This window comes from Agromyces salentinus, assembly GCF_009749395.1.
Classification (GTDB): Bacteria; Actinomycetota; Actinomycetes; order Actinomycetales; family Microbacteriaceae; genus Agromyces; species Agromyces salentinus.
The window spans coordinates 13,884-32,909 of record NZ_WBIR01000011.1; the positions used below are offsets into that span (position 1 = coordinate 13,884).

22 protein-coding genes are annotated in these 19,026 nt (G+C 72.8%); 11 read left to right on the forward strand and 11 right to left on the reverse strand.

Annotation, left to right across the window (positions count from 1 at the left end; all coding sequences use genetic code 11):
- The 3 genes from GQQ95_RS11890 to GQQ95_RS11900 all read right to left on the reverse strand — a co-directional run bounded on the left by GQQ95_RS11890 (nucleotide 1) and on the right by GQQ95_RS11900 (nucleotide 1,879).
- Complete coding sequence (locus GQQ95_RS11890) at nucleotides 1-558, reverse strand: hypothetical protein (RefSeq protein WP_157427888.1); 558 nt, start codon at nucleotides 556-558, stop codon at nucleotides 1-3.
- A gap of 131 nt (nucleotides 559-689) precedes the next feature.
- Nucleotides 690-917 carry a hypothetical protein gene (locus tag GQQ95_RS11895; protein WP_157427889.1) on the reverse strand — a complete coding sequence of 76 codons (228 nt, stop codon included), beginning with the start codon at nucleotides 915-917 and terminating at the stop codon, nucleotides 690-692.
- A 200-nt stretch (nucleotides 918-1,117) separates the two neighbouring features.
- Nucleotides 1,118-1,879 carry a patatin-like phospholipase family protein gene (locus GQQ95_RS11900; RefSeq protein WP_170297048.1) on the reverse strand — a complete coding sequence of 254 codons (762 nt, stop codon included), beginning with the start codon at nucleotides 1,877-1,879 and terminating at the stop codon, nucleotides 1,118-1,120.
- A gap of 196 nt (nucleotides 1,880-2,075) precedes the next feature.
- Here GQQ95_RS11900 and GQQ95_RS11905 point away from each other — a divergent pair, with 196 nt between their 5' ends.
- A complete protein-coding gene (locus GQQ95_RS11905) occupies nucleotides 2,076-2,642 on the forward strand; it encodes an RNA polymerase sigma factor (RefSeq protein ID WP_246205438.1) in 567 nt (188 codons plus the stop codon).
- A gap of 67 nt (nucleotides 2,643-2,709) precedes the next feature.
- Nucleotides 2,710-4,098: a hypothetical protein gene (locus GQQ95_RS11910; protein ID WP_157427891.1), complete on the forward strand. Its 1,389-nt coding sequence runs from the start codon at nucleotides 2,710-2,712 to the stop codon at nucleotides 4,096-4,098.
- Nucleotides 4,099-4,104: 6 nt separating this feature from the next.
- Here the strand turns inward: GQQ95_RS11910 and GQQ95_RS11915 are convergent, their stop codons facing one another.
- Nucleotides 4,105-4,686, reverse strand: a complete 582-nt coding sequence (locus GQQ95_RS11915) for a 1-acyl-sn-glycerol-3-phosphate acyltransferase (RefSeq protein WP_157427892.1) — start codon at nucleotides 4,684-4,686, stop codon at nucleotides 4,105-4,107.
- A gap of 91 nt (nucleotides 4,687-4,777) precedes the next feature.
- Here GQQ95_RS11915 and GQQ95_RS11920 point away from each other — a divergent pair, with 91 nt between their 5' ends.
- From GQQ95_RS11920 to GQQ95_RS11935, 4 genes are all read left to right on the forward strand, one after another.
- Nucleotides 4,778-5,092, forward strand: coding sequence for an NIPSNAP family protein (locus GQQ95_RS11920; RefSeq protein WP_157427893.1), 315 nt, complete (start codon nucleotides 4,778-4,780; stop codon nucleotides 5,090-5,092).
- Nucleotides 5,093-5,114: 22 nt separating this feature from the next.
- Complete coding sequence (locus tag GQQ95_RS11925; RefSeq protein ID WP_157427894.1) at nucleotides 5,115-5,906, forward strand: GNAT family N-acetyltransferase; 792 nt, start codon at nucleotides 5,115-5,117, stop codon at nucleotides 5,904-5,906.
- Nucleotides 5,907-5,938: 32 nt separating this feature from the next.
- Nucleotides 5,939-7,630, forward strand: coding sequence for an ABC-F family ATP-binding cassette domain-containing protein (locus GQQ95_RS11930; RefSeq protein ID WP_157427895.1), 1,692 nt, complete (start codon nucleotides 5,939-5,941; stop codon nucleotides 7,628-7,630).
- Nucleotides 7,631-7,783: 153 nt separating this feature from the next.
- Entirely contained in the window at nucleotides 7,784-8,326 is a 543-nt protein-coding gene (locus GQQ95_RS11935) for an RBBP9/YdeN family alpha/beta hydrolase (RefSeq protein WP_157427896.1), read from the forward strand.
- Nucleotides 8,327-8,342: 16 nt separating this feature from the next.
- Here GQQ95_RS11935 and GQQ95_RS11940 read toward each other — a convergent pair whose 3' ends face one another.
- Nucleotides 8,343-8,918: a MarR family winged helix-turn-helix transcriptional regulator gene (locus GQQ95_RS11940; RefSeq protein WP_157427897.1), complete on the reverse strand. Its 576-nt coding sequence runs from the start codon at nucleotides 8,916-8,918 to the stop codon at nucleotides 8,343-8,345.
- 76 nt (nucleotides 8,919-8,994) lie between these two features.
- On the opposite strand from GQQ95_RS11940, the gene GQQ95_RS11945 reads away from it, so the two are divergent.
- Nucleotides 8,995-9,900 (forward strand): SDR family NAD(P)-dependent oxidoreductase, encoded by a 906-nt coding sequence (locus GQQ95_RS11945; protein ID WP_246205440.1) that lies wholly within the window; start codon nucleotides 8,995-8,997, stop codon nucleotides 9,898-9,900.
- A 9-nt stretch (nucleotides 9,901-9,909) separates the two neighbouring features.
- Here GQQ95_RS11945 and GQQ95_RS11950 read toward each other — a convergent pair whose 3' ends face one another.
- The gene (locus tag GQQ95_RS11950) at nucleotides 9,910-10,656 is read right to left on the reverse strand and encodes a hypothetical protein (protein ID WP_157427898.1); all 747 of its coding nucleotides are present in this window, start codon (nucleotides 10,654-10,656) and stop codon (nucleotides 9,910-9,912) included.
- A gap of 111 nt (nucleotides 10,657-10,767) precedes the next feature.
- Between GQQ95_RS11950 and GQQ95_RS11955 the strand changes: the two genes are divergently transcribed.
- A complete protein-coding gene (locus GQQ95_RS11955) occupies nucleotides 10,768-11,643 on the forward strand; it encodes a DNA-formamidopyrimidine glycosylase family protein (RefSeq protein WP_157427899.1) in 876 nt (291 codons plus the stop codon).
- Nucleotides 11,644-11,712: 69 nt separating this feature from the next.
- Here GQQ95_RS11955 and GQQ95_RS11960 read toward each other — a convergent pair whose 3' ends face one another.
- Entirely contained in the window at nucleotides 11,713-11,931 is a 219-nt protein-coding gene (locus GQQ95_RS11960; RefSeq protein ID WP_157427900.1) for a hypothetical protein, read from the reverse strand.
- 91 nt (nucleotides 11,932-12,022) lie between these two features.
- Nucleotides 12,023-12,388 (reverse strand): DUF4180 domain-containing protein, encoded by a 366-nt coding sequence (locus GQQ95_RS11965; protein WP_157427901.1) that lies wholly within the window; start codon nucleotides 12,386-12,388, stop codon nucleotides 12,023-12,025.
- Nucleotides 12,389-12,529: 141 nt separating this feature from the next.
- Between GQQ95_RS11965 and GQQ95_RS11970 the strand changes: the two genes are divergently transcribed.
- Nucleotides 12,530-13,402, forward strand: a complete 873-nt coding sequence (locus GQQ95_RS11970) for an Fpg/Nei family DNA glycosylase (protein WP_157427902.1) — start codon at nucleotides 12,530-12,532, stop codon at nucleotides 13,400-13,402.
- Between the two features lie 55 nt (nucleotides 13,403-13,457).
- Nucleotides 13,458-14,045, forward strand: a complete 588-nt coding sequence (locus GQQ95_RS11975) for a GNAT family N-acetyltransferase (protein ID WP_157427903.1) — start codon at nucleotides 13,458-13,460, stop codon at nucleotides 14,043-14,045.
- Here the strand turns inward: GQQ95_RS11975 and GQQ95_RS11980 are convergent.
- Together GQQ95_RS11980 and GQQ95_RS11985 are read right to left on the reverse strand one after the other, a co-directional pair.
- Nucleotides 14,029-15,321 carry a phosphotransferase gene (locus tag GQQ95_RS11980; RefSeq protein ID WP_157427904.1) on the reverse strand — a complete coding sequence of 431 codons (1,293 nt, stop codon included), beginning with the start codon at nucleotides 15,319-15,321 and terminating at the stop codon, nucleotides 14,029-14,031. The two genes, GQQ95_RS11975 and GQQ95_RS11980, sit on opposite strands and share 17 nt — an antisense overlap.
- A gap of 9 nt (nucleotides 15,322-15,330) precedes the next feature.
- A complete protein-coding gene (locus GQQ95_RS11985) occupies nucleotides 15,331-17,202 on the reverse strand; it encodes an anthranilate synthase family protein (protein ID WP_157427905.1) in 1,872 nt (623 codons plus the stop codon).
- A gap of 227 nt (nucleotides 17,203-17,429) precedes the next feature.
- Between GQQ95_RS11985 and GQQ95_RS11990 the strand changes: the two genes are divergently transcribed.
- Nucleotides 17,430-18,278: a putative protein N(5)-glutamine methyltransferase gene (locus tag GQQ95_RS11990; protein WP_157427906.1), complete on the forward strand. Its 849-nt coding sequence runs from the start codon at nucleotides 17,430-17,432 to the stop codon at nucleotides 18,276-18,278.
- Here GQQ95_RS11990 and GQQ95_RS11995 read toward each other — a convergent pair.
- The gene (locus GQQ95_RS11995; RefSeq protein ID WP_157427907.1) at nucleotides 18,226-18,876 is read right to left on the reverse strand and encodes a phosphoribosyltransferase; all 651 of its coding nucleotides are present in this window, start codon (nucleotides 18,874-18,876) and stop codon (nucleotides 18,226-18,228) included. The two genes, GQQ95_RS11990 and GQQ95_RS11995, sit on opposite strands and share 53 nt — an antisense overlap.
- Nucleotides 18,877-19,026: the final 150 nt, after the last annotated feature.

Here is a 19,026-nt window from a genome sequence, read left to right on the forward strand (position 1 = left end):
CTAGACGCCGGTGCCGTCCGTTCGCCTGGGGGCGGTCGTCCGCGCGTCATCGATGTCGGTGCGGGCCTCGTCGCCCCCGCCGTTCCTGGAGCCATCGGAGACGTGCGCGCCGGTACCGCCCGTCGTCGACCCTGCGGAACCGGAATCCCGCCGGGCGCCGAGATCACGGTCCGTGGTCCCGTCGGGATCCGCGTCAGCCGCCTCGCGCGCGTGGCGAGCCGCCTCCTCCTGCAGGCCGGCGGCGCGCTCGGAGCGCTCGTTCCCCTCGCGGGCGAGGCGATCGGCCTCCAGACGGGCCCGCTCGGCCTGGGCCTCGGCCTGTGCGGCGCTCGACGCCGCAGCGAGTCGATCCGCCTCGGCCTGCGAGGCCGCCGCGGCCTGCTCACGGGCATCGCGCTCGGTGCGCTCGGCCTTCTCGCGGAGCTCGGCGGCGTGCTTGCGCTCCGCCTCGACCTTGGCCTCCTTGCGGCGCCGTGACGTGGCCATCACGGCGATGACGACGATGATGGCGACGACGACGATCGCGACGACGATCCAGATCCAGATGCTGGTATCCATGGTGCTCCCACCTTTCTGGCGATGTCGCCATTCAAGGCCCGGGCGCGCGCCGCGGCCAAGGGGTTGCGTCGCGCGCGGGTTTCTGCCACGCGCGGCGGGAACGGCGCCGCCGATCTCGGGGAGGCCGCCCCTTACGGCAGGGTCGAGTCGATCGCCTGGACCGCTCGCTCGATCGAGGGGTAGTTGCGGACGACCCCGGGCCGTGGGCGCATCCACATCATCTCGTAGACCGGCTCATGCCAGCTGAGGTACCCGAGGATGCGTCGTGGATCTCCCTCATCGAACCTCGCGTCGCACACGCGCCAGGTCGTCTCGCTGAGTGCGACGAGATCGACGGAACTGCTCATGATCTGCGGCATCCTCGCCTCCTTGCGATGGGGCGGAGGGGCGGCCGCGGTCTCGCCCTGACCGCTCCGCCCCTCCTCTCGGCGGGGATGGATCCGCCGGGTGAGATCATCCTGCGTGAGACCGAGCGGCGGCAGTAGGGACTTGACAACTCCGTCTCGGGGCGGCAAAGGCCGAGCGGATCGGGGCAGCCGGTCCGCGCGGGCGCGAGCCCTCAGGCGAGCCGCTCCGAGGGGTCCTCGCGACGCTCGGCCGCGTCCAGCGCGGCCGTCGCCGCCCGGCGGCCCTCCGCGATGAGCCGGGCCGCATCGGACATCGTCCACTGCGCCATCCCCTCCATCTCCGGCTGGATGAGGACGACCGACGGGTCGTTCGCGAGCTCCGTGGTGCGGGTGACGGTGCGCATCATGCGCACGTTCTCCCATTTCGCATGCAGCCGGACCACGATCACGCGCGATGCGCCGAGTGCCCGCGTGGCCGCGACGGGGACGTTGTCGATCATCCCGCCGTCCGCCAGCAGCGCACCCCCGCGGCGCACCGGCGGAAGGAGTCCGGGCACGGCGATCGACGCCCGGAGCGCCACGCTCACCGGGCCGCGGTCGACCGTGACCGCCCGACGGGTCCGCAGGTCGGTGGCGACGGCGCCGAACCTGCGGGGGAGGTCCTCGATGAGCGGATCGAAGCCCATCGCCGCGACCACCGCGTCGTCCATCGCACGCGCGTCGAGCAACCCGAAGCGCGGGGAGAACGACCACCGGGCGATGGCGCGCCACCGGAACGAGCGGGCGACGCGTTCGATGTCATCGGGCTCGAAGCCCGCGGCGTAGGCGGCGGCGATCATCGCGCCGGAGCTCGTGCCGGCGACGATGCCCGGCTGGATGCCGCGTTCCGCGAGCACCTGCAGGACGCCGATGTGGGCTGCGCCGAATGCGGCACCGCCGCCGAGCGTGAGGCCCAGCGTCTGGTCGTCTGCCACGGTGATCCTCCAGATCGGTCCCACGACGGTACCGCGGGAGGATGCGCCGCCCCTGAGTCGCGGCAGTGAGCGCCCTGTGCGCAACCTGTGCGCAAGCCGTGGACCGGAAGGTGGCTCCGAGAGTGAGACGGCGGCGCATCCGAGGAATTCCGTCGGCCGCGTGCAAGACTCGCGGCAGGCGCGACACATTCAGATCGTGACGAACGCCAGCACTGCAGCCGAGACGACCGAAGGGGTGTCGATGCCGGACGGGGCCGAACCGCCTTCGGACGCCGACGAGATCGTCTGGTTCACGGAGGCGGTACGCGAGCACTCGACCGCCCTCGTGCGCTACTTCGCCCGTCGCGGACCCCGGCAGGACGCCGAGGACCTCGCGGCGGAGGTGTTCGCCATCGCCTGGCGGCGTCGCGGCGACGTTCCCAGCGAGGCGGTGCTGCCGTGGCTCTACCGCACGGCCGGATTCACCCTCGCCAACCACCGGCGCAAGCACGTCGACCTGCCCGTCGAGGAGGTTCCCGAGCGGGGCGAGGTGCGCGTGGCCGACGACCCCGAGCTGAGCCTCCTGTTCGACGCCGAACTGCGTGGGGCGCTCGCGAGCATCGGCGAGCGCGATCGGCGCATCCTCCTCCTGCATGCGTGGGAGGGGCTCGACGGCGCGGAGCTCGCGGCGGTGCTCGGGATCTCCCGTTCCGGAGCGGATGCCGCGCTCTCGCGCGCCCGGAAGCGGCTCCGCGAGGCGTGGGGCGATCGCCTGTCGTTCTAGCCGCTGCAAGGTCGGGCCCGCCCGTGACACAAGCATGAGTGAACCGCAGCCACGGAGGATGACCCAGATGAACGAGAACCGAGACCTCGATCCCGAAGCGCGACTTCGCGCCGCCGATCCCGCCGCCGACGTCGAACCCCGCGCCGGGTTCGTCGACGAGGTCGTCGCGGACGTCACCCGTTCGGATGCCGCAACCGGTGAGCCCGCGACATCCGACGCCCCCGAGGTGCCGGTGGCCGACCTCGCCGCAGAACGCCATCGTCGTGCGAAGTGGGTTCCGTGGGTCGCGGTCGCCGCCTCGCTGATCGTCTTCGGCGGCGCGGGGTACGCGGTGGGCGCGACGACCGGGGGCTCGACGGACCTCGCCGAGGGCGCGGCGCCGCCGATCTCGCTCCAGGGCGCCGCCGGCGGTGCGGGGACCCCGGAGGGCATGGCGCAGGAGGACGCCTCGGCGGCCGTCGGGGATGCCAAGCGCTCCGCGCAGGGGGCGGCCGACATGATGTACCCGGCCTGGGGAGGCCGCAACAGCTTCACGTCCTCGGGGCTCGGCACCTCCGAGGGGAGCGCCCTCGCGTACGCGTTCGACGCGCGAGCCGCCTCGAACGTCGATACCGTCTCGGCGCTCGCCGCCTCGTTCGGCATCGCCGAGCCGGCCGAATTGCAGGACGGGCTCTGGATCGCGGGGCCGCAGGACGGCACGGCCCCCTCGCTCTCCGTCAGCCTCGACGGGACGCTCAGCTTCTTCTACACGAACCCGTTGCTGAACCCGTGGGCATGCGAGTCGTCCGACGGTGCGGTGGGCGCCGAAGGGGGCGGCGATGCCGGTTCCGTCGACGGCGTCGATCCCGTGGTCCCGTGCGAGCCCACCGGCACGCCGCCGGCCGAGGACGTCGCGATCGATGCCCTCCGCTCCGTCATCACGTCGGCCGGCCGCGACGCCGACGCCTTCGAGTACTCGTCCGAGGCGTGGGAGGGCGCGGTCACCCGCACGGCCCAGGCCTGGCCCGTCGTCGACGGCCAGCGCCTCGACCAGGCGTGGACCGCCGAGGTCGCCGAGGACGGCCTCGTCAGCGCATCGGGCGCTCTGGCCGGACTCGTCCCGCTCGGCGAGTACGACGTCGTGAGCGAGCAGCAGGCGTTCGAACGGCTCTCGGACCCCCGCTTCGGCGCCCAGATGACGGCCATGCCGCTCGCCGCCCGCGAGGAGATCGCCGTCGACGACCAGCCGTGGGTCGCCCCGACCGAGCCGCCCGCAGCGCCGTCAGCCGGCTCGCCCGTTTCCTGGACGGTGAACGACGTGGAGATCGTCAGCGCTCGTCTCGGTCTCGCGAGCCAGTGGCAGCCCGACGGCAGCGTGCTCGAGGTCCCGGCCTACGAGTTCACCGACGCCGGTGGCGGGACCTGGTCGATCATCGCCGTCGCAGACGCGATGCTCGACTTCGCCCCGGTCGAGTAGCGGGCGTCAGGACTGCGCGGCACCGTGCTCGTCGCGCAGGCGCGGCTCGGTGCGGAACTGCGGGCGCAGCCCGGCCTTGTCGGCGTAGAACGCCCGGATGCGGTCCATGTCGGCCGCCACGTCGCCCGTGAGGTCGATCGTCGGGCCGAGGCCCGCGGTCATCGTCGTCCGGTCGACATAGCCGAGGGTGAGCCCCATCCCCGTCTCGCGGGCGATGCGGTAGAAGCCCGACTTCCAGGTCGTGTTGGAGCCGCGGGTGCCGTCGGGGGTGACGACGAGCCCGAACACCTCGCCGCCGCGGATGCGGTCGACCACCTCCGTCACGACCCGGCTCGGGTCGTCGCGGTCGACGGGGATGCCGCCGAGGGCGCGCATGATCGGGCCGCGCCAGCCGCTGAAGAGGCTCTTCTTGCCCAGCCAGCGGAAGTCGATGCCGAGGCGCCATGCGATCGCGAGCATGAGCACGAAGTCCCAGTTCGAGGTGTGCGGGGCGCCGATCAGCACGGTCGGTCGGGCGGGCGCGGGCTCGCCGGCGAGACGCCAGCGGCTGCAGGCCCAGTAGACGCGGGACAGCAGTCGTCGGAGCATCCGGCAACCGTATGCGACGGCATATGACGTTCGGGGCATGCGCCGTATCGGGGTCCGGTCCGGCCCTCCCGGATGCGGCAGGATGGGTCGCATGACGAACCCCGTGACGGTGCACCTGCGCTACGAGATCGACGCCGACAAGATCGAGGAGTTCCGCGAGTACGGGGAGCGTTGGATCCGCCTCGTCACCCGATTCGGCGGCACCCACCACGGTTACTTCCTGCCGAGCGAGGGCGACAGCGACGAGGCCTTCGCGCTCTTCACGTTCCCGTCGCTCGCCGAGTACGAGCAGTACCGCTTCGCCGCAGCCGACGACCCCGAATGCCTCGAGGCGTACCGGTTCGCCGTGGAGACGAAGTGCATCCGCCGGTACGAGCGGCGCTTCCTCGCGCCGGTGTTCGAGTAGCGGCATCCGCAGGTTGGCTGCGATGAACGACCGGGCCCGTCTGCTGCGCGCCTACGACGACCAGCTCAGGACGGATGCCGAGACCCCGGGCGCGATCACCGTGCAGCGGCTGGGGCCCTTGCGACTCGTGACCTTCGGCGGCGGTCGTGGCTTCATCACCTACCGCGACCTCGCGGGAGCCGAGGCCGACGAGATCGCTGGCCTCGTCGAGGACGCGCTCGCGTACTTCGTCGCGGACGCCGGCATCCGCCGCGTCGAATGGAAGACGCGAGGTCACGACCGGGCGCCGGGCCTGCGCGACGCCCTGGTCGCGCGCGCGTTCGTGCCGGAGGAACCCGAGTCGATCATGATCGGCATGGCGTCGGCGCTCGCCGTCGACGTTCCGCTGCCCGACGGCATCACGCTGCGCCGGGTCGTGGAGGAGCGCGACGTGCGGGCCGCGAACGCGATGCAGGACGAGGTGTTCGGCGGGCAGCCCTCCGAGGCTTTCGTCGAGGCCGTCCTGCGACGCATCGCCGACGGCGACGGCATCGAGTTCTGGGTCGCCGAGACGGCCGACGGCGAGATCGTGAGCACCGGCCGGCTCGACCCCGTCGCGGACACGGACTTCGCGGGCATCTGGGGTGGGGCCACGCGCGAGGCGTGGCGCGGCCGGGGCATCTACCGCGCCCTGACGGCGGCGAGGGCGCGGTCCGCGATGGCGCTCGGCAAGACCCTCGTGCACAGCGACTCGACCGAGTACTCGCGGCCGATCCTCGAGCGCTCCGGGTTCGTGAAGGTGTCGACGACGACGCCGTACCTCTGGAGCCGGTGAGGATTCGCGCAGCCGCTGACTAGGGTTGACCGGTGACTGCAACTCTCGTGGCCCAGGGCCTCGCGGGCGGATACGCCCACCGCACCCTCTTCGAGGACCTCGACCTCACTGTCGCCCCGGGCGACGTCGTCGGCGTCGTCGGCGCCAACGGGGCCGGCAAGTCGACCCTGCTCGGCATCCTTGGCGGGGCCGTCCCGCCACTCGCGGGCACCGTGTCCCTGGCGCCGACCGACGCCTTCGTCGGGTGGCTTCCGCAGGAGCACGAACGCGTCGAGGGCGAGACCATCGCCCAGTACGTCGCCCGACGCACCGGGTGCGCCGAGGCATCCGCTCGCATGGATGCCGCGGCGGCGATGCTGGCCGAGCCTACGGCGCCCGACGGGGTCGACCCCGGCGAGGAGTACTCGATCGCGCTCGAGCGCTGGCTCGCGGCGGGCGCCGCCGACCTCGACGAGCGGCTGCCCGCCGTGCTTGCCGAGCTCGGCCTCGCGGTCGGTTCCGCGGGCGAGGGTGGCGAGGGCGGCGGCTCGGCGATCACGGCCGACTCCCTGATGACCGGGCTCTCGGGCGGCCAGGCGGCACGCGTCGGCCTGGCCGCGCTCATCTGCTCGCGCTTCGACATCGTGCTGCTCGACGAGCCGACCAACGACCTCGACCTCGACGGCCTCGCCCGGCTCGAGGCCTTCGTAGCGGGCCTCCGCGGCGGCGTCGTGCTCGTCAGCCACGATCGGGAGTTCCTCGCGCGCACCGTGACGAAGGTGCTCGAACTCGATCTCGCCCAGCACAGCAATCGCGTGTACGGCGGCGGCTACGACGCCTACCTCGAGGAGCGGGAGACGGTGCGCCGTCACGCCCGCGAGGACTACGAGGAGTTCGCCTCGAAGAAGTCCGACCTCGTCGCCCGCGCGCGCGTGCAGCGCGAATGGTCGAGCCAGGGCGTGCGGAACGCGATGAAGAAGTCGCCGGACAACGACAAGATCCGGCGCAAGGCCGCGACCGAGTCGAGCGAGAAGCAGGCGCAGAAGGTGCGCCAGATGGAGAGCCGCATCGCGCGCCTCGACGAGGTCGAGGAGCCGCGCAAGGAGTGGAAGCTCGAGTTCACCATCGGGCAGGCGCCGCGGTCCTCGGCCGTCGTCGCCACGCTCGCCGAGGCATCCGTCACCCGTGGCGACTTCACGCTCGGGCCGGTCTCGGTGCAGGTCTCGGGGGGCGACCGCATCGGCATCACGGGGCCGAACGGCGCGGGAAAGTCGACGCTGCTCGCGCTGCTGCTCGGGAGGATCCGGCCCGACGCCGGGCGCGCGAGCCTCGGCTCCTCCGTCGCGATCGGCGAGATCGACCAGGCCCGCTCGCAGCTCGCCGGAACCCGCCCGCTCGCCGACGCGTTCGAGGCGCTGGTGCCCGAGCTGAGTTCGGGCGAGGTCCGCACGCTCCTCGCGAAGTTCGGGCTGCGCGCCGACCACGTGCTGCGGCCGGTCGACGCGCTCTCGCCGGGAGAGCGCACCCGCGCGGGCATGGCCCTGCTGCAGGCGCGCGGCGTCAACGTGCTCGTGCTCGACGAGCCGACCAACCACCTCGACCTCGCCGCGATCGAGCAGCTCGAGGACGCGCTCGAGGGCTACGAGGGCACGCTCCTGCTCGTCACGCACGATCGCCGGATGCTCGAGCACGTGAACCTCGATCGGCGCTGGCACGTCGAGGGCGGTCGCGTCGTCGAGGCCTGACGTCTCGGCGTGGGCTGCTCGCGGCATCCGTCGCCGTCGTGTGACGGGCTCGTGAAGCCCGTCACGCTCCGATGCGGCGCAATGTCGGGAAATCTGCGGTCACTGGCAGTCATGCAGGGTGCCGGCGCCCGAGTGCCTTGGCACCATGGCCGGATGACGCATCTCATCCTCCCAGGCATCGGCGGCTCGGGTCCCGAGCACTGGCAGACGCAATGGGAGCGCGAACTCCCCGGAAGCATCCGCATCGCGCCGTCCTCGTGGGACGAACCGCGCCTCGACGACTGGCTCGCGGCGGTCGATCGGGCGAGCGCCGTCGCGGGCGACGACACCGTGATCGTGGCCCACAGCATGGGGTGCCTCGTCGCGGGCGAGTGGCTCGCGCGCAACCCGGGCCGGGCGTCCGCGGTGCTGCTGGTCGCGCCGCCCGACCCCGACGGGGAGCGGTACCCGGATGCCGCGTCGGAGTTCGCCCGCATCGGGCGGCATCCGCTCGACGTGCCGGCGCTCGTGGTCGTGAGCGAGGACGATCCCTACGGCGGTGTCGCGTACGCGGCCGGGCTGGCCGAGGTCTGGGGTGCGCGGCTCGTGTCGGTCGGCGCCCACGGGCACCTGAACGCCGACAGTGCGCTCGGCGGATGGCCCGAGGGGCGGCAGCTGCTCGAGGGGCTCGTCGGCGTCGCGCGCGCGGTCGGCTGAGTCCGGCGGGTCGGGACTAGCTGCGCGGCGCGGGCGCTCCGGCCACGGGCGCTGGAGGCGCGGATGCTCCCGGCTCCGCCGTGCTCGGTTCGGCGGCCGTGTTCTGAGCTTCACTGCCGTTGAACTCGTGCAGGAGCGACGTGAACGCCTGGATGCGCTCGATCGGCCATGCTGCCGTGCGGTCGAAGAACGCGGCCCCGCGGAGGTCGAGCGCGTCGACGACCCGGGCCGAGCCGGCCGCCGTGAGGGCGACCTTGACGGCGCGGCGATCGGCCGGGTCGGGGGTGCTCTCGACCAGCCCGAGCGCCTTCATCCGGCCGATCAGGCTGCTCGTCGAGCTCCGATCCATGGCGACGGCCTCAGCCAGCGTGCTGGGGTTCGCCGGCCCGTACGCGTAGAGCCATCGCGCGAGGTGGAACGCGGCCGGCTGGAGGTCGGGGTGGAAGGCCGCCGCCGTGCGTTCGGTGAGGGCGCGCGACGCGCTGAGCAGGGCGTTGAGCTCGACGCCCAGTGCGAGCGCGGCATCGCGTCGGTCGAGGGCGTCGCCGGATTCGTTCGAGCCGTCGAGTCCGGCGAGCGGTGTAGTGGGCATTTCCCCATCATACGCTATGGTGGGCATTTCCCCATCATGTTCCCGCTTCCGCTTCCGATGCTCAGGAGAACCGTCCATGGCCGCCACCGATCGCATGCCCACCATCGTCATCACCGGCGCCACGAGCGGACTCGGCCGCCTCGCTGCGATCCGCCTCGCGGAGCAGGGAGCCCGGCTGGCGATCACCGCCCGCAGTGCCGAACGGGCCGCCGATGCCCGTGCGGAGATCCTCGCCGCCGCACCGGAGGCCGAGGTCGACGTGTTCCTCGTGGACCTCACCCGGACCGCTGAGGTCCGCGACGCGGGCCGGGCGATCGCCGCCCGGTACGAACGGGTGGACGTCCTGGTCAACAACGCGGGCGTGCACGCCTTCGCGCAGCGCGTCACGCCCGACGGCCTCCCCGAGATGGTCGCCGTGAACTATCTCGCCCCCTGGCTGCTCACGCGCGAGCTGCGTCCGAGTCTCGCCCGCGCCGGCGGAGCCAGGGTGGTCAACGTCGCTTCCGAGGCCTCCCGGCGACACGGCGTGCTCGTGCTGCCCGACGACCTCACGGACACCGCGCCGTTCACCGCCCGAGGCTCGTCGCCGCTCTACGGCAAGAGCAAGTTGCTCGACATCATGTTCACCCTCGAGCTGGCCCGGCGCCTCGAGGGCACCGGCGTGACCGCGAACTGCGTCGATCCCGGGTTCAACGTCACCGGCCTCGGTCGGGAGCTCGGGTTCGCCGCCCCGCTCGAGAGGCTGCTCACCCGCCTGCGGATCGGCGACCCCCGCCGTGGTGCGGACCTCATCGTCCGACTTGCGACCGACGACGCGTTCGCCGGGCGGAGCGGCGGCTACTACGGGGTCAGGGGTGCCCGCGCCCTGGCGCCGGTGCATCCGGCCGACGACCGCGAGTGGCGCGCCCGACTGTGGGATGAGACCGAACGACTCCTCGACCGCGTCGGCGTGGTCACGGGCGACCCGCCGTCGGCCCGCTAGGTGGCAGGCTCAGGCTCTACCGCCGCCCCCGTCGAGGCAGCGGACCTCGGACACCCAGCCGTAGTCGTAGTCGTCGTCGCCGTACACGACCGGAAGGGCCTCGCCGGCGGCGACCTGCTCGAACTCGAGGATCCCCTCGGTCTCGCCCTCCCAGGCATCCTCGTCGTTGCTGAAGTCGATGACGACCTCGAGGCTCGAGCAGTCGTCCTCGGTGAAGAGGGCGTTCTGCCAGCACCCGCTCGCGTACTCGGCGCCGCAGAGCTCGTCGTAGCGGCCGTCACCGTAGAGTTCGAGCGCCGCCGCGAACTCGTAGAGCGTCTCATCCGGCTCGTATCGCTCGACCGAGACGTCCTCGCCCTGCTCCTGCTGGCCCTCCTGCCCTTGCTGCACGGACTCGGCGGTCGACGAGGCCAGCCAGGCGGCCCCGATGGATGCGACGGCGAGGAACGCGACGAGCACGAGCGCGCCGGCGACGATGCCCGTGATGGCCCAGGCGCCGAGGCCGCGCGTGCGGTGCGCTGCGACCGGGGCGGCAATTGGGCCGCTCGCCGCTGACGGCAGTTCCGCGAGGAGTGCGATGCGTGCGGCCGCGAGGGTCGTGGCCCAGGCCTCGGCCTGTTCGCGCTGTGCGGGGTCGGCGTAGCGCGACGGGAGCCGGGCCCACGATTCCGCGGCGAAGGCGCCCTCGACGAGATCGGCGGTCAAGGGGGCATCGGGGAAGATGCGCAGCACCTGCCGCGCCGTGTTCGGGTCCACAGCGTGATCGTAGTGGCTGGCGGCCCTCGACGTGCCGTGCCCCGCGACGCCCCCTGAACGCGACCGCGATCGACCCTCGAACATGACGGTCGTCTGTGCAAGGCTGGCGCCATGCCCGAGTCACCGGAGGTCCAGGCACTCGCCGAAGAACTCGATGCCCGTCTGACGGGTCGCAGCCTCGTCGAGGTCGACGTCCTCGAGTTCCGCATCGCGAAGACCCGTGCACGTCCGCCCGAATCGCTCGTCGGTGAACGCATGACCGGCGCGACGCGACACGGCAAGCTGCTCGATCTCGCCTTCGGCGCCGCAGGACACCTGGTGGTCTCCCTGGGCCGGCATGGGTGGGCCAGGTGGGCTGTGTCGGATGCCGCCGGCGAGGGCGCGACCCGAGCGGATGCTGTTCCGCAGGGCGCCGATGCGCCGCCGGCCCTCGCGACGCTCGTCTTCGACGACGGTGCCCGGCTCGAACTGACGGATGCCGGCAACTGGGTCTCGCTCGGCGCCTGGGTCGTCGACGACCCGGCCGAGGTGCCCGCCGTCGCGAAGCTCGGTCCCGACCCCGCGGCACCGGACTTCTCCCGCGCGCAGTTCGACGGAGCCCTCGTCGGTCGCCGCAAGCAGGTGAAGGCGGTGCTGCAGGAGCAGGAGTCGTTGGCCGGCATCGGCAACGCCTACTCCGATGAGATCCTGCATGAAGCACGGGTCTCGCCGGTGGTGCACGCGGCCGCCCTCGGGCCCGACGAGCTCGACCGGCTGTTCGACGCGACCACCGGGGTCGTCCGCGGTGCGATCGCCGATCGGCGGGGCGTTCCGATCGATCAGCTCAAGGCGGCCAAGGTCGCGGCGATGCGCGTGCACGGGCGTGCAGGGGAGTCCTGTCCGGTGTGCGGCGGCGTGGTGCGGGACTTCTCGTTCGCGAGCACGACGGCGCAGTACTGCCCGACGTGTCAGACGGCCGGCGAGGTGATGCCGCTCAAGTCGACGTGAACGGCCGGGGCCGCGGACGAGCTGCTGATCCGAGGCACCGGTTCCGTCGGCGCGCTCGTGACAGGCGGGTCACGCGGGAATCGGCGCAGCACGACCGCCGAGCACGCGACTGATCGCCTCGGGAGCCGCCGTGAAGCGGCCGGGCCGCCCCTCCGACGTGAGGTACTGCACGCGGATGCCGCGGCCGATGCGGGTCACCTTCGTGACCTCGTAGACGTGGCCCGCGACGTTCACGAGGGTGTCGCCCACCTCGAGGTGGCGGGCCTGCCGCAGCTCGATCGTCTTCATACTGAGACGATCTCACCAACCACCGACATCGATCCGGGTCGGTACCGAGCGACGCCCGGCGTCCGGACGGCCCTTCAGGGGCACGGCCCGTTCAGCGGCGGCCGGCGAGCTTCGCGGAGAGCTCCTCCTCGTCGCGAACGAACCAGACCTGGTCGCCGCGGTTCGACTCCCACACGTAGTCGCGCAGCGCGCCGCTCCCGGCGGTGTGCTCGCTCAGGTCGCCGACGATCGCGAGCCGGATGCGGTAGTTGACGAGCTTCTGGGTGAAGGCTCCCGCGAGGCCGGTGCTCAGGTCGAAGAACGCCGGGTCGAAGCGCTCGACGGGCACGGCGGCGGTCGTGGTGTCGTGCGACCAGACGCTGCCGATGAGGTCGATCGCATCGTCCTCGCTCGAGATCGGCTCGCCCTCGAGGGGGACGGAGTAGACCCGGATGTTCTCGCGCTGCTCGTTCGGCATGCCACGACCCTAGCCGCGGCGACCGCGTCGAGGAAGGCAGGCGGCCGCCGGAGGTGCTCCGCCGCGGCATCCGCTCGGCGTGTCATGCCGATCGACGTCGCGGCACTCGCGAGTGCGGGCGGGCGGTGGCACGATGAAGGAGTGCCCGAACTGCCGGAGGTCGATGCGCTCACCGCGTTCCTGCGCGAACGCGCCGTCGGCCACGTCATCACCTCGGCCGCGGTGACGGCGATCTCGGCGCTGAAGACGTTCGATCCGCCCCTCGGTGCCCTCGTCGGAGGGACCATCACCGCCGCGACCCGCCACGGCAAGTTCGTGGACCTCCGGGCGGGCGAGGGCGACGCCGCCGTGCACCTCGTGTTCCACCTCGCGAGGGCCGGGTGGCTCCGCTGGTTCGAGGAGGTCCCGAAGACCGTGTTGAAGCCCGGCAAGGGGCCGATCGCCCTCCGGGTGAAGCTCGACGACGGCTCGGGCTTCGACCTGACCGAGGCCGGCACCAAGAAGTCGCTCGCGGTGTACGTCGTGCGCGACCCGCAGGACGTGCCCGGCATCGCCCGGCTCGGGCCCGACCCGACGGACCCGAGCTTCACGCTCGAGGACTTCCAGGCCGTGCTCGACGGGCGCCGGACGCAGATCAAGGGCGTCCTCCGCGACCAGTCGGTCTTCGCGGGCATCGGCAACGCCTACTCCGACGAGATCCTGCACGCGGCGCGCATGTCGCCCTACGCGCTCGCGGCGAAGCTCACGCCCGAGCAGGTCGCCACGCTGTTCGCCGCGCTGCGCGAGACGCTCGCGGAGGCCGTGCAGACCGCCTCGGGCCGCCCGCCGGCCGACCTCAAGGACGCGAAGCGGCGCGGCATGCAGGTGCACGGCCGCACCGGTCAGGCGTGCCCCGTCTGCGGAGACACCGTGCGCGAGGTGCGCTTCGCCGACTCGAGCTTCCAGTACTGCCCGACGTGCCAGACCGGCGGCAAGCCGCTCGCCGACCGGGTCCTGTCCCGCCTGCTGAAGTAGGGCTCCAGGCGGCTCGTCGCTCGCCTGTCGGTGGGTCCTTGCGAGACTGGAGGCGATGAACGACGAGTACCTCACCGAACGCCTCCTGCTCACCCCGCTCACCCCCGACGACCTCGAGGACGTGCACCGCGTCTACGGCGACGAGCGCACCTGGCGGCACCTGCCCTCGGGCCGCCACCTCGATCGCGGCATCTCCATGGCCACGATCGAGCGGTCGTCGAAGAGCCGACGCGAGCACGGGTTCGGCATGAACGCCGTGCGACTCCGCGAGCCGGTCGGAGACCTCGCTCCCGGCACGTTCGCCGGCGTGGCCGGCGCGAGCATGATGGCGTTCGGGGCCTGGAACCTCAGCTACCGCTTCGCGCCCGATGCGTGGGGCCATGGTCTCGCCGTCGAGGCGGCGCGGCGCTCCCTCGCCGCGGCGATCGAGGGCGCGCCCGCGGCCCCCGTCACCGCACGGGTGCTCGCCAACAACCCGGCGTCCATCCGGGTGCTCGAACGGCTCGGGCTCGAGCTCGCCTGGCGCGGCGCCTCGTCGGCCGAGCCCACCCACGACGGCGACACGACGCATCTCGAACGGCTCGTCTTCAGCGACCGGGCCCTCGACGAGCCGGTGCTCGACGCCGTCATCGCCCTCGGCTGAGCGGCGCCCGACCGACGAGGTCGGCAGCGCGGACGAGCCACTCCACGGGGTCATCGCGGTGGTACACCCGCTCGTCGGGTTCGATGCGATCGAGGAATCCCTGGTAGATGACGGCCTGGCGGAGCGCCGAGACCGGAGCGAGCAGCCTCATCGCCTCCGCGGCATCCGAGCCGGGAACGGCGGCGGCCCAGGCGCGCACCCAGTGCGAACGCGCCGTGGCGGCATCCGCTGCCGACAGCCGGGCCGTGAAGGCGGCTTCGTCGAGCAGGGGATGCCCGATTCCGGAGTCGCCCCAGTCGAGCAGCGTCAGGTCGGATCCGGTCCCGCGCACGTTGCCGGAGTGGAAATCGCCGTGCACGAGGGTGTCGGCGAGACCGCAGGCCTCCAGCCGGCGTGCGCGCGCGTCCAGTCCGTCGAGCAGCCCGGTTACGCCGTCGCGGACGGCGGCCGACAGGCGATCCGCGGATGCCTCGAGCGCTCGCGCTCCCGCGCCCGCGAGTGCCGGAAGCCGCCAGTCCGGCAAGCCGAGTTCGAACAGGCGTTCGACGCCGTCGGCCGGCCTGCCGGCGTCGAGTTGGATGCCGATGAGCAGGTCGATCATGGCGGCGCGTTGCGCGTCGGTCGCGTCGTACAGGTCCTCGCCCGGGATCTCGGCGAGCAGCACGACCCCGCTGTCACGGGCGAGCAGTCGGGGCACGCGATGCCGCGACATCCGCTCGATGATCGCTCCCTCGTGCGCGAAGAACGGAGGGACCTGTTTGAGCCAGGCCGCGCCCCGGTCGGTCGGGACGATCCAGAGGCTCGACAGGTTCCAGGTCCGCACCTGCTGCGGTGGCCCGGTTGCGGCGATCTCGAGCTCGCGCAGCCGTGCGGTGGCCCACCGCAGCGCCCGAGCCGGCCCGCCGGGCACGGCCCACGGCATCCTCAGTGGTTCCGGCTCCGGCTCCGGCTCCGGCTCCGGCCATGCCGGCGGCGGCGGCCGATCATCGCTCGCGCCCGTGGCCACCGCGCCGAGGAGCAGAGACGCATCGAGGGGAGGGGCGTCCACCTCGGCGAGGTAGCGCACGAGGTCGGGCGTCCCGTCGGCCCGCTCCTCAATCGCCTGCAGGCGCAGCACGGTCATGTCGAGCCCGAGCAGGGCACGCGCCTCGGCGACGACGGGCCAGACGAACTGCGGCCATGGACCGTCCGCCGTGAACCGCCGCGTCGTTCCGAGGACGCGGCCGTCGCCCAGGCACAGCGTCAGCTCGACCTCGCGTGCGACCCCGTCACCCATGCCCGAAGGCTAGGGCACGAGGGCGGTCGGTGACAGCACGCCGTCGACGAGCCGCTCGAGCAGCGCGAGCCCGTCGGGGGAGGTGACCGACTCGAGATGACCCTGCACCGAGGCCACGCCCGGCCCGCGCAGGGCGTGCACGACGTCGGTCGCCGGGTCCGACGCCACCTCGAGGTCGAGCCTGGGCGTGATCGACGCGTGGGGGCCGATCGCCGAGAAGGTGTTGTAGAACCCGATCGCCGCCGTCTCGCCGAAGACCTGCACCGGGATCTGCACCCCCTGTCGCGGCGTCGGCAGGGGCGCCAGCGGCAGGCCGGCGAGGTCGGCGAGCACCTGGTGGCTCAGGCACACCGCGAGCAGGGGGCGCCCGGTCTCGAGGCGCGCTGCGAGGAGGCCGCGCATCCTGGCGATACGAGGATCGTCGCCGTCGCGCGGGTCGCCGGGGCCGGGGCCGAACACCACGAGGTCCTCGGATGCCGCATCGGGAGCCTCGTGCCACGGGACGAGTCGCACGTCGAGGCCGAGGTGGTGGAGCTGATGGGCGAGCATCGTCGTGAAGTCGTCGTTCGCGTCGATCACGAGCGCCGACACGCCGCGGCGCTCATGGGCCTGCTGCGGCGCTCGCCAGAACGCGGCGAGGTGGTCGTTGCGCGCGGCGAGCAGGGATTCGTGACGCGCGTCGTCGACCGGCGTCGACGCCGCGCTCGTCGCAGCGCGGGGGAGCGCCCCGAGCGCGGTGAGCATGCCGGCGGCCTTCGCCCGCGTCTCGGCGACCTCGCCGACCGGGTCCGAATGCCGCACGAGCGTCGCGCCGACGGGCACGCTCACGCGGCCGTCGCGCACGTACGCCGTGCGGATGAGGATCGGCGCGTCGACGTCGTACCCGCGGGCCGTCGGCGTGAAGCGCGCGAACACGCCCGCGTAGTACCCGCGCGGGGTCGACTCGCGCCGGGCGATGACGGCGCACGCGTTGCCCATGGGCGAGCCGGTGACGGTCGGGGCGAACATCGTGCGGCGCAGCACCTCGCGGGGGTCGAGGTCGGAGAACCCCTCGAGGAGGTACTCGGTGTGCGTCAGCCGCGACATCCGCTTCAGGTACGGCCCGCGGATGCGCCCTCCGTCGGGGCACACGGCGCTCATCATCTTGAGTTCCTCGTCGACGACCATGACGAGCTCCTCGCGCTCCTTCACGTCGTGCAGGAACGCGTGAAGGCGGTCGTCGACGGATGCTGCCGCGGCATCCGCCTCGGTCAGCACGTCGTGGCGGAAGGTGCCGCTGATCGGGTTCATCGAGACGAGCCCGTCGATCGACGAGACGTGCCGCTCGGGCGTCGCCCCCACGGCGGCGAGCCCGGGGGTGTGCACGGCGAACGTCCAGAACGCCCCCTGCTCGTGCTCGAGCAGGGCACGCATCCAGCCGAGAACCGCGATGGGGGCGGCCGCGTCCGTCGAGCCGGCGAACTCGCGCCGGATCACGAAGTTCGCCCCCTCGCCGCGACCGATCTCCTCGTCGATGACCCGCCGCACGAGCTCGGCGTAGGCCTCGTCGCTCACGTCGACGTCGAGGTCGTCGACCACGACCGGATGCCGCGGCAGGGCCTCGATCGCCTCTGGCACAGGCACCGTCTCGCGCTCGCGGACCACGAGGCACCGGACGGGGGCGCCGTCGTCGAGCGCATCGAAGCCGCGCTCACGGACCTGTCGGAACGGGACGAGCGCGAGCACCTCGGCGCCGTCGAGCGGGATGTCGGCGAGCAGGTCGACGTCGACCACCTCGCCGACGAGCACGTCGAGCACCGGTTCGCGTTCGCGGCGGATGACGGCGAACGGCGGCGCGTCGGCGCCCGCGGCAAGCAGTGAGGTGAGCAGCGATGGGGTCATGGCGGTCTCCGGTGGTCGTCTGGCCCAGGGGCGAGAGTGCTCCGCACATGCGAAGACGACCGCCCTCGGGCGGTCGTCGTACGTCGAAACGTGGAGTCCGCCTAGGAGGCGGGCCACCAGCTGCAGGTCGACGCGGTCATGCCGACGACTCTAGGCCATCGACGTGGATCGCGCACGCGCATTGCGCCCGGCGACGTCGGTGCCGCGCACCGCTAGCATGCGAGGTGATGCACGCAGCCGAACCCGATGCCGCCCTCGTCGCACGCCTCCGCAGCGCAGGGTGCGTGTTCGCGGAAGCGGAGGCCGCCCTGCTCGAGTCCGCCTTCGACGGGTTGCCCGCGGCGGCAGCTGCGGCCGAGCTCGAACGGCTCGTCGCACGGCGGGTCGCGGGCGATCCGCTCGAGCAGCTCCTCGGGTGGGCCGAGTTCGGCGGCGCCCGGATCCTCCTCGAGCCGGGCGTCTTCGTCCCGCGCCGTCGCACCGAGCTGCTCGCCGAGACGGCAGCGGCTGCGGCCCTCGGGATCGGGGCATCCGGGCGGGTCCCGGTCGTCGTCGACCTGTGCTGCGGCGCCGGCGCCATCGGGGCGCTCATCGCGGATGTCGCGGCGCCGGTCGACCTCGTCGCCGCTGACCTCGACCCGGCGGCCGTGCTGGCTGCCCGCCGAAACCTCGAGCCGCGCGGGGGCCGCGTCTTCGAGGGCGACCTGTTCGACGCACTGCCCGTCGAGCTGCGCGGGCAGGTCGACGTGCTCGCCGTGAACGCGCCCTACGTGCCGACGGACGAGATCGCGATGATGCCGCCCGAGGCGCGCGACCACGAGGCGCGGATGGCCCTCGACGGCGGTGACGACGGGCTCGACGTGCATCGCCGGGTCGCGGCATCCGCGCGGGCCTGGCTCGCGCCCGGCGGATGCCTCGTCATCGAGACGAGTCGGCGGCAGTCGTCGACGACGCTCGCCCTCGTGGAGGCCGGCGGGCTGGCCGGGCGAATCGAGGCCGACCTGGAACGGGGAGGCACGATCGTCATCGGGCTCCGCGCAGGATCTCCTGCACCTGCGCATCCGTCGTCTGCCTGAAGTCGACGTAGTGCAGGCCGACCGCCATGAAGAACGGCGGGACCATGAGGCACACGACCTCGTCGACCTCCGGCGAGGCCACGAGGTCGGCCACGGCGTCAGCGGCCGCGACCGGGACGGCGAGCACCACGGATGCCGCGCCCGACGCGCGTGCCACCGTGCAGGCCACCTTCGCGGTGGCGCCCGTCGCGACCCCGTCGTCGACGATGATCGCCGTTCGACCTGCGATCTCCAGCGGATGCCCGCCGCCGCGGAACCGCACCACCCGGGACTCGAGTTCGGCCCGTTCGCGCCGCTCGACCGCGGCGAGCTCCCGATCGTCCACCCGGCCGTCGCGGACGACGTCGGGATTGAGGACGCGCCCCCCGCGCTCGCCGATCGCGCCCATCGCGACCTCGGGCTGTGCGGGGAGGCCCAGCTTGCGCACGATCAGCACGTCCAAGGGCGCGTCGAGCGCCGCGGCGACCTCGGCGGCGACCGGGACGCCGCCGCGGGGGAGGCCGAGCACGACCGCATCGGCCCACGGCCCGCGCTCCACGAGCGCCTGCGCGAGTCGGCGGCCGGCATCGCGCCGGTCCTCGAACGGTCGTTGCGTCATCGCACGTCCTGCCTATCGCCGGACCGCTCCCGCGTCAATGGGTTCCGCGGCGAAGGCCGGTGCGCTAGCTTCGTAAGGATCCTTTCCCACTGAAACCCGCGCCGCATCCCGGTCGCGAGAAGGAGACGCCGGCCCACCCGGAGCCATCGC

What these genes read in the sequence shown, in the direction of transcription:
- GQQ95_RS11890 (WP_157427888.1), bottom strand. Translation starts at nt 558, where the DNA reads ATGGATACCAGCATCTGGATCTGGATCGTCGTCGCGATCGTCGTCGTC.
- GQQ95_RS11895 (WP_157427889.1), bottom strand. Translation starts at nt 917, where the DNA reads ATGCCGCAGATCATGAGCAGTTCCGTCGATCTCGTCGCACTCAGCGAG.
- GQQ95_RS11910 (WP_157427891.1), top strand. Translation starts at nt 2,710, where the DNA reads ATGAACGAGAACCGAGACCTCGATCCCGAAGCGCGACTTCGCGCCGCC.
- GQQ95_RS11915 (WP_157427892.1), bottom strand. Translation starts at nt 4,686, where the DNA reads ATGCTCCGACGACTGCTGTCCCGCGTCTACTGGGCCTGCAGCCGCTGG.
- GQQ95_RS11920 (WP_157427893.1), top strand. Translation starts at nt 4,778, where the DNA reads ATGACGAACCCCGTGACGGTGCACCTGCGCTACGAGATCGACGCCGAC.
- GQQ95_RS11925 (WP_157427894.1), top strand. Translation starts at nt 5,115, where the DNA reads ATGAACGACCGGGCCCGTCTGCTGCGCGCCTACGACGACCAGCTCAGG.
- GQQ95_RS11935 (WP_157427896.1), top strand. Translation starts at nt 7,784, where the DNA reads ATGACGCATCTCATCCTCCCAGGCATCGGCGGCTCGGGTCCCGAGCAC.
- GQQ95_RS11940 (WP_157427897.1), bottom strand. Translation starts at nt 8,918, where the DNA reads ATGCCCACTACACCGCTCGCCGGACTCGACGGCTCGAACGAATCCGGC.
- GQQ95_RS11945 (WP_246205440.1), top strand. Translation starts at nt 8,995, where the DNA reads ATGGCCGCCACCGATCGCATGCCCACCATCGTCATCACCGGCGCCACG.
- GQQ95_RS11955 (WP_157427899.1), top strand. Translation starts at nt 10,768, where the DNA reads ATGCCCGAGTCACCGGAGGTCCAGGCACTCGCCGAAGAACTCGATGCC.
- GQQ95_RS11960 (WP_157427900.1), bottom strand. Translation starts at nt 11,931, where the DNA reads ATGAAGACGATCGAGCTGCGGCAGGCCCGCCACCTCGAGGTGGGCGAC.
- GQQ95_RS11965 (WP_157427901.1), bottom strand. Translation starts at nt 12,388, where the DNA reads ATGCCGAACGAGCAGCGCGAGAACATCCGGGTCTACTCCGTCCCCCTC.
- GQQ95_RS11975 (WP_157427903.1), top strand. Translation starts at nt 13,458, where the DNA reads ATGAACGACGAGTACCTCACCGAACGCCTCCTGCTCACCCCGCTCACC.
- GQQ95_RS11980 (WP_157427904.1), bottom strand. Translation starts at nt 15,321, where the DNA reads ATGGGTGACGGGGTCGCACGCGAGGTCGAGCTGACGCTGTGCCTGGGC.
- GQQ95_RS11985 (WP_157427905.1), bottom strand. Translation starts at nt 17,202, where the DNA reads ATGACCCCATCGCTGCTCACCTCACTGCTTGCCGCGGGCGCCGACGCG.
- GQQ95_RS11990 (WP_157427906.1), top strand. Translation starts at nt 17,430, where the DNA reads ATGCACGCAGCCGAACCCGATGCCGCCCTCGTCGCACGCCTCCGCAGC.
- GQQ95_RS11995 (WP_157427907.1), bottom strand. Translation starts at nt 18,876, where the DNA reads ATGACGCAACGACCGTTCGAGGACCGGCGCGATGCCGGCCGCCGACTC.